This is a genomic window from Butyricicoccus sp., assembly GCF_977037065.1.
The window spans coordinates 174,454-181,679 of the sequence record NZ_CDRQNY010000001.1 but is presented as its reverse complement, the minus strand read 5'-3'; the positions used below and the strand labels follow the sequence as shown (position 1 = coordinate 181,679).

The following is a 7,226-nucleotide window of genomic DNA, read 5'->3' as shown; positions in this document are numbered from 1 at the left end:
CTGCGCCGTTCTCACCGATCAGGCCGAGGATCTCGCCCGGCTTGACGGAAAGCTGCATGTTTTTCAGAGCCACTACGCCCGGAAAACGCTTGGTCGCGTTTTTCAGTTCTACTACGTATTCACTCATTTGCATATCACCTTTTCTTCTCCGAGATGAAGTGCGGGACAAAGTAAACTGTTCTCGGTTCAGTTCCCTAAGGAAAAGCCTGCCCAGTGCAAGCTCTTTACCATTTCTTGTCCGCGGGAGCATGTTTGAAAAGAGAACCCCTGCAGAGATTAAAATCGAGCAGGGGTTTCTTCTCGTTCACTTAAATGCTGGAACTAATGGAAAACCACAAGCGTGTGGGATGGGATTGCTTAGCCGATGTAGCCCTTCAGGGTATCCAGACGCTCCTGAGCGTTATCCTTGTTGACAACGGAGCAACCGGAGTCGATGAACTTCTCCAGCTTCTCACCGTTAACAGCCTTTACAGCAGCCTCAACTGCCTTGTAGCCCATGTCGTATGCTTCCTGAGCAACGGACATGGTCTCCTCGCCAGACAGGATAGCGTTGCAAGCGGACTGGATGCCGTCGAAGCCAACGAAGATGGTCTTCTCGTAAGCAGCGTTGCCCTTTGCAGCACGAGCAGCAGCCATAGCCATATCGTCGTTGTTGCAGACGATGATAGCGACGCCTTCCGGATGGTTCTGCATGATTGCTTCCATCGAGGTAGCAGCCTTATCAGCAACAGCGTCAGCGTACTGGATCTCGTCCTTCAGGAACTCGCCGCCAGCCTCGGTAACGCCCTTCTCATAACCGGTCAGACGAGCGGTAGCAGTGCCGTCGCCCTGTACACCGGAAATTGCGATTGCCTGAACCTTATCCCAGCCAGCAGCCTTAGCAGCCTCAACAGCAGCCTTGCCGCCCATTGCAGCAGCATCCTCGTTGCCGGTGCCTACGAAGGACAGAACCTCAGGTGCGTCGATGTTGGTATCAACAGCAACGATCGGTGCGGTCTGGCCAGCGATCAGGGTCTTAACGAGGTCAGCCTGCAGCGGAGCGATAACGAATGCATCGTATGCACCGGAGTTCAGGTCGGTCTCGATCATATTCTGCTGCTCGTCGTAAGCGGTCTCGGAGGTAGCGCCCTTAACCTCAACCTTTACGTCCGGGTTGTCCTTGGAGTAAGCCTCAGCGCCAGCCTTAACGTAGCTCCAGTACTCGGAAGCAGTCGTCTTCAGGATAACGTCAACAGAGCAGCCGGAAGTGGTGCCAGCCTTATCGCCGCCGGTCTTGTCGTCCGTAGACGGGGTGGAAGAACCGCCGCCGCAAGCTGCAAGGCTTGCAACCATAGCGCCAGTCATCAGCATAGCAAGTAATCTCTTCTTCATGATAAAACCTCTCTCCTTTTTCGTGCGGAGCGGGCGGGTTTCTCTGCCCTGCCGTTCCGCCTGTCGGTCCCCGCCTTGTGCGGGACTTAGGAACGCTCCAACGTTCTGGTAATATTTTAATGCAATCTTACTGGTTTGACAAGCCTTTCTTGTCATTTTTGTTGGAAGTGGTTAGTTCGACACTATCTTCCTTGTGCAGATTGACAGCTTTCCGCTTTGCCGTTCGAAAAACCCGTTATGTGCATTGTGCATTTTTGCAGTTTTTACGGCAATTTTCCCATAAATTCACGGTAAAATGCAGGCGGATTTGGGCATATTTTGGATAGATGTCTTGCACGAAAAGGTTACAATGTGGTAAAATTACAGTACACCGAATAAAAAGTCACCGCACCATACAAGAGAGAAGGAATGTGAAAATGAAGCTGGCTATCAAAACCTGCACGCTGGATATGCCCTATGAGCAGATGCTCGACTTCTGCGTGGAGCAGAAAATTGCCGCTATTGAAATCGGCACAGGCAACTGGTCGGGTGCGCCGCACTGTGACCTCGACCTTCTGGTAAGCGACAAGACCGCCCGTGAAAAATGGTATGACGCCATGCGTAAAAAGGGTCTGGAGCTGTGCGCGCTCAACTGCTCAGGCAACCCGCTTGCGTATGAAAAGGACATGGATGTAACAAAGAAAACCTTTGAGCTGGCGCATCAGCTCGGAGTAAAGAAGATCGTTATGATGAGCGGTCTGCCGGTCGGCTGCGAGGGCGATAAAACGCCGGTGTGGATCACGACCTCGTGGCCGCCCGAGACGCAGGACATTCTGGATTACCAGTGGAATCAGGTTGCGATTCCCGCATGGAAAAAACTTGTTAAGCTGGCGGAGGATTGCGGAATCGAGCGAATTGCGCTCGAAAACCACGGTATGCAGCTGGTTTACAACCCGGAAACGCTGCTCCGTCTGCGTGAGGCTGTCGGCCCGATGATCGGCATGAACCTCGATCCGTCCCACCTGTTCTGGATGGGCGGCGATCCGATTGAAGCGGCCCGCGTGCTCGGTGAGCACGGCGCGATTTACCATATTCACGGCAAGGATTCGCGGCCGGAGCGCCGCTACTGGCAGCCGAACGGCATGCTGGATACCAAGCCGATCGACGCATTTGCCCGCCGCTCGTGGAACTATGTTGCCGTCGGCGCGGGACACGATGCCAAGTGGTGGAAGGAGTTTTTCTCGGTTGTCCGCATGTCGGGCTACAACGAGGAGATTTCCCTTGAAATGGAAGATTTGACACTCTCCATGCTCGACGGCCATCTCGCAAGTCTGCAGGTGCTGCGCGAAGCACTCAACATTGATTAAATCTTATATCTATAATAACAGGTGCTGCAGCTTTCGCTTACAGCACCTGTTTTCTTTATATATTAAGGCAACACCGCACAATTAAAGCCGCGGTTCCTTGCGCAGGCTCCGGTCGCGCTGCCGCGGTTCCTCGCGCAGGCTCCGGTCGCGCTGCCGCAGCGCTTTGCGAAAATTATGCGGTATTGCCTTAATTTTCAGCGTTCCTTCAAAGCAACGTAAGGCTCCGCAGGCTGCACGCAGCGGTACGCTGGACGGATGATCTTATCCGTGTTGATCAGTTCCTCCAGGCGATGCGCGCTCCAGCCGACGATACGCGCCATCGCGAACACCGGCGTGTACAATTCCGGCGGCAAACCCAGCATGGAATACACAAAACCTGAGTAAAAATCAACATTTGCGGACACACCCTTATAGATGTGGCGTTCCTGCGCGATAACCCGAGGCGCCACCTCCTCGACCATGGTGTACAGCGCGAAATCCGCGTCTCTGCCCTTCTCGTGCGCCAGCTGACCGACGAAGGATTTAAATACCTGCGCACGCGGATCCGAGATCGAGTACACGGCGTGGCCCATGCCGTAAATGAGTCCCTTCTGATCAAATGCCTCACGACGCAGCAGCTTGACAAGGTAATCCGCAACCGCCTGCTCATCCGTGATATCCGACACGTTTTTCTTCATATCCTCGAACATCTGCACGACCTTGTAGTTCGCTCCGCCGTGCTTCGGACCTTTCAGTGAACCGAGCGCCGCCGAAATAGCCGAATAGGTATCCGTGCCGGAGGACGTGACGACGTGTGTTGTGAACGACGAGTTGTTGCCGCCGCCGTGCTCCATGTGCAGCACAAGCGCCAGATCGAGCACGCTGGCCTCGAGCGGCGTGTACTGCATATCCGGGCGCAGCATGCGCAGGAAGTTGGACGCAGTAGACAGACTGTCCGACGGGTAGTGAATGTACATGCTGCCGCCGCACTCGTAGTGATTGTATGCGTGATAGGAATACACAGCCAGCATCGGAAAGACCGAAATCAGCATCAGGCACTGCCGCAGCACGTTCGGCAGACTGATATCATCCGCGTTACTGTCGTAGGATGCCAGCGTGAGCACACTGCGCGACAGGCTGTTCATCATGTCATGCGTCGGCGCCTTCATGATAACATCGCGCGTGAAATTGGTCGGCAGCGTGCGTCCCTGTGCCAGCAGAGCCTTGAAATCGCCCAGACTCTTGGCATCCGGCAGCTCACCGAACAGCAGCAGATAGGCAACCTCCTCATACCCCTTGCGGCCGTCGCGGATAAAGCCCTGCACCAGATCCTGAATGCGAATGCCGCGGTAGTACAGCTCACCCTCACAGGGCACGATTTCACCGCCTGTCTCCTTGCGGGAGATAATGTCCGAAATGTTGGTCAGACCGGCCAGTACGCCCTGTCCATTGATGTCGCGCAGACCGCGCTTGACATCGTACTTGCGGTACAGTGCCGGATCAATGCGGCTGTTCGAGCGGCAGAGCGCCGCCAGCGCTTCCACGCGCGGCGTGACCTGTAAAATATCGTGTTCCGGTGTCATGATGATTCCTCCCTTTTACTGCATTGTGTGATATATTTATTGTATCAGAATCCACTCGCGTTTACATGACATTTTTTGCACAGTTTCGTTAACAATTCGTGAATTTTTTCGCACATTTCAGCAGTTACACAGGATATGCCCACCAATTTGATAAATTTATGCACAAAAAGGCACAATGAGTTTCTCATTGTGCCTCAGCTTGTCGAAAAAGCAATATTCGATTTTTATGCTTCGTGCGGCAGCACGCATTCAATCGAATTTGCTTTGCAAATTCATAAATTCCGGGAGCATGTATCTCGGAATTTATACAAGGGAAGAAAAAATGTGTCCGTAGGACGCGGTTTTTCTTCGAGATTCGCTCGAAAGCGTGGTTTCGAGCGAGAGGCTGTTCGGAAAACGAAGTTTTTCGACAGCCTCAGGCACAATGAGTTTCTCATTGTGCCTTTTGGAACTCTGCAATTTTTGTTTAACGGATAACCATACGGATCAGCGGATAAAGTTCATCATCGTGCGCGGACGGCTTTCCGGCGGCTCGATTCCGGCCTTGTCGATCACCTTGAGCATCCATGCGATATTGCGGCCCAGCTTTTCGATGACCTCAACGCCCTCGATATCCTGCACAGCCTCGCCCTTGTCTGCGCCGTGTACGGCGTTCCAGTAGTCCGAGGTGACGAGAACCATTTCCATGGTGTTGATCGTACCGAGTAGCTGCTGGTAGGTCTCCATGCCGCCCGAACGGCGCAGCGTACACAGTGCCGCACCGACCTTGTGCTTCAGCTGATTATCGCCGCAGCCGGCCGCCAGAATCAGGCGGTCGAGCACACACTTCATGCCGCCCGCAATGCCGCCGTGGTACACCGGGGACGCGAGCACGATGCCGTCCGCCTCAATGCACTTGGCGATGATTTCATTTACACCGTCGTCGTCCTGCACGCAGCGCAGCGTGCCGTTGTCCAGGCAGTGATAGCACGCCATGCACGGATGCACCTTCGCCCCCGGCTGACATACCTCAAACTCGATGCCTTCCTGCTCGAGCACCTTGCCGAGCACCTCGAGCATCTGCGTACAGTTGCCGCCCTTGCGCGGCGAGCCGTTGATTGCTATAACTTTCATATCCTTTTCCTCCGTGTTTTCTCTATTTTCAGTGCGCGTCCGCACCGTTTTAAGGCAATACCACATAATTGAACAAGAGCGATTTACGAGTAAATTTTGTGTTCTGAATAGGCGTGGTTTTGCGGTAATGCTTTGTGCATTACCGTGAAGTCACAACGACGTCAGAGGGCAAAATTTCCGTAAAGCGCCGCAGCTTTAATTGTGTGGTGTTGCCGCATTTACAAATGCTTCTGATTTTCCAATCGATACAGGCGCATGACTACCAGCGTATGATTCAGCTGCGGACCCATCAGCAGGATCATGCTGACGATATACAGCCACAGCATCAGTACGATAATCGCCGCCAGAGAGCCGTACAGCACGGAATACCGCGCCATATTGTCCACATAGAACGAAAATCCAAGCGAGACCAGAATCCATGCTACCAACGAGAACAGCGCCCCCGGCCACACCTCACGGAACCTAAGGTGCAGATTGGGCACGACCTTGTTGAACAGCATGAGGAACACGAAAATAAACGCGATCATCACCCAGAAGCTGGCATCGTGCAGTCCGTCCATCACAGCCGGCGGCACCGACAGATATTTCGGTACAACGCGGATGATGGTTCGTCCGGCGACGACGAGCACAAAGCTGCACACCACCGAAACGAGAAAACCCGCCGTAATACCGAACGAAATGAGCACGTCCTTGACCATGCCGCGCGAGATTTCAACGTGGTAAATATCGTTGACCGTGCGCATCATTGAGCGCACCGCACGGGACAGGAAATACAGCGTCAGACCCAGACCGACGATCATCGGACTGAACGACGGCGTGCCGGTCAGCTGCTGAATATAGCCGCCTATGAGCTGCTGCAGGCTTTTCGGCAGCATTTCCAACACCGGCTGCATCCCCTCGATTGACAGGTCAAGCTGTGCGAGCATGGAGTTGACGAACATCAGCAGCGGGAACATGGAAAACAGCAGAAAATACGAAAGCTCTGCCGCAGACTGCGGAATGCCGTCATCAAAAAAGCGGTAAACCATGCGCTTGATCAGATATAGCCATCGGTTTTGACCGTTCATTGCGTCCCTCCCCTGTGTCGGTAGATTTTGCTGTATTTATCATATCAGCTTTTTATCAAATTTACAACTTGCGTTTTGGCTTCATCTATTGTATACTGATAAAAATAGAACATTTGTTCTTATTGGAGGGTGTGTCATGGCGGATCTGCGTCCGGTGACCTGCTGTTTTTCCGGCTACCGAATTGAAAAAATGCCGTTTCGGAACGAGGACTGTCCCGCTGCGCGCGAGCTGTTCGCCGCACTCGATGCTGCGGTCGCAGAGGCCGCCGCTGACGGCTGTACGCGGTTTCTCTCCGGCATGTCCACCGGCTTTGATCTGTGGGCCGCCGAAGCTGTTCTGCGCGCGCGCGCCGCACTCCCGGTGCAGCTGCTGTGCGCCGTACCGTTCGACGGACAGGCTGATCGGTTTCCGCTCGAGTGGAAACGCCGGTTCAACCGCTGTCTGCTCGCCGCAGATAAGGTGTACGCGCTCTCGCGGAGCTATCACGCCGGGTGCTTTGCCGCGCGCAACCGGTTTATGGTGGATGCGTCGTCAAGGCTCATCTGTTACTATGATGGACGGTCGGGCGGTACGGCACAGACCGTGCATATGGCCGAGCAGAGCGGGCTGAAAATTGTAAATCTCGCGGATGGACAGATGTCGCTGCTGTGAAAAGGACTGACCGGTGGGTCAGTCCTTTTTGTTTTCTGTCAGCGATTACATAATTAAAAATAGCGAATTGAGGACGGAAAATAGGCGTGACGGTATGCCGTAATGCCATGCACGT

At 53.9% G+C, this 7,226-nt stretch carries 6 protein-coding genes; 2 read left to right on the top strand and 4 right to left on the bottom strand.

Annotated elements, in window-relative coordinates; genetic code table 11:
- Positions 1-357: 357 nt before the first annotated feature.
- On the bottom strand, positions 358-1,371 hold the full coding sequence (locus tag ACWVX6_RS00880) for a sugar ABC transporter substrate-binding protein (protein ID WP_270476960.1): 1,014 nt from the start codon (positions 1,369-1,371) through the stop codon (positions 358-360).
- A gap of 416 nt (positions 1,372-1,787) precedes the next feature.
- On the opposite strand from ACWVX6_RS00880, the gene ACWVX6_RS00875 reads away from it, so the two are divergent.
- Positions 1,788-2,717: a sugar phosphate isomerase/epimerase family protein gene (locus ACWVX6_RS00875; protein ID WP_455152089.1), complete on the top strand. Its 930-nt coding sequence runs from the start codon at positions 1,788-1,790 to the stop codon at positions 2,715-2,717.
- A gap of 194 nt (positions 2,718-2,911) precedes the next feature.
- Here the strand turns inward: ACWVX6_RS00875 and ACWVX6_RS00870 are convergent, their stop codons facing one another.
- The 3 genes from ACWVX6_RS00870 to ACWVX6_RS00860 all read right to left on the bottom strand — a co-directional run bounded on the left by ACWVX6_RS00870 (position 2,912) and on the right by ACWVX6_RS00860 (position 6,459).
- Entirely contained in the window at positions 2,912-4,279 is a 1,368-nt protein-coding gene (locus ACWVX6_RS00870) for a citrate/2-methylcitrate synthase (protein WP_455152088.1), read from the bottom strand.
- Between the two features lie 486 nt (positions 4,280-4,765).
- Complete coding sequence (locus tag ACWVX6_RS00865) at positions 4,766-5,392, bottom strand: flavodoxin family protein (protein ID WP_455152087.1); 627 nt, start codon at positions 5,390-5,392, stop codon at positions 4,766-4,768.
- Between the two features lie 218 nt (positions 5,393-5,610).
- Positions 5,611-6,459, bottom strand: a complete 849-nt coding sequence (locus tag ACWVX6_RS00860) for a YihY/virulence factor BrkB family protein (protein WP_118284859.1) — start codon at positions 6,457-6,459, stop codon at positions 5,611-5,613.
- A gap of 136 nt (positions 6,460-6,595) precedes the next feature.
- Here ACWVX6_RS00860 and ACWVX6_RS00855 point away from each other — a divergent pair, with 136 nt between their 5' ends.
- Entirely contained in the window at positions 6,596-7,111 is a 516-nt protein-coding gene (locus ACWVX6_RS00855) for an SLOG family protein (RefSeq protein WP_118729021.1), read from the top strand.
- Positions 7,112-7,226: the final 115 nt, after the last annotated feature.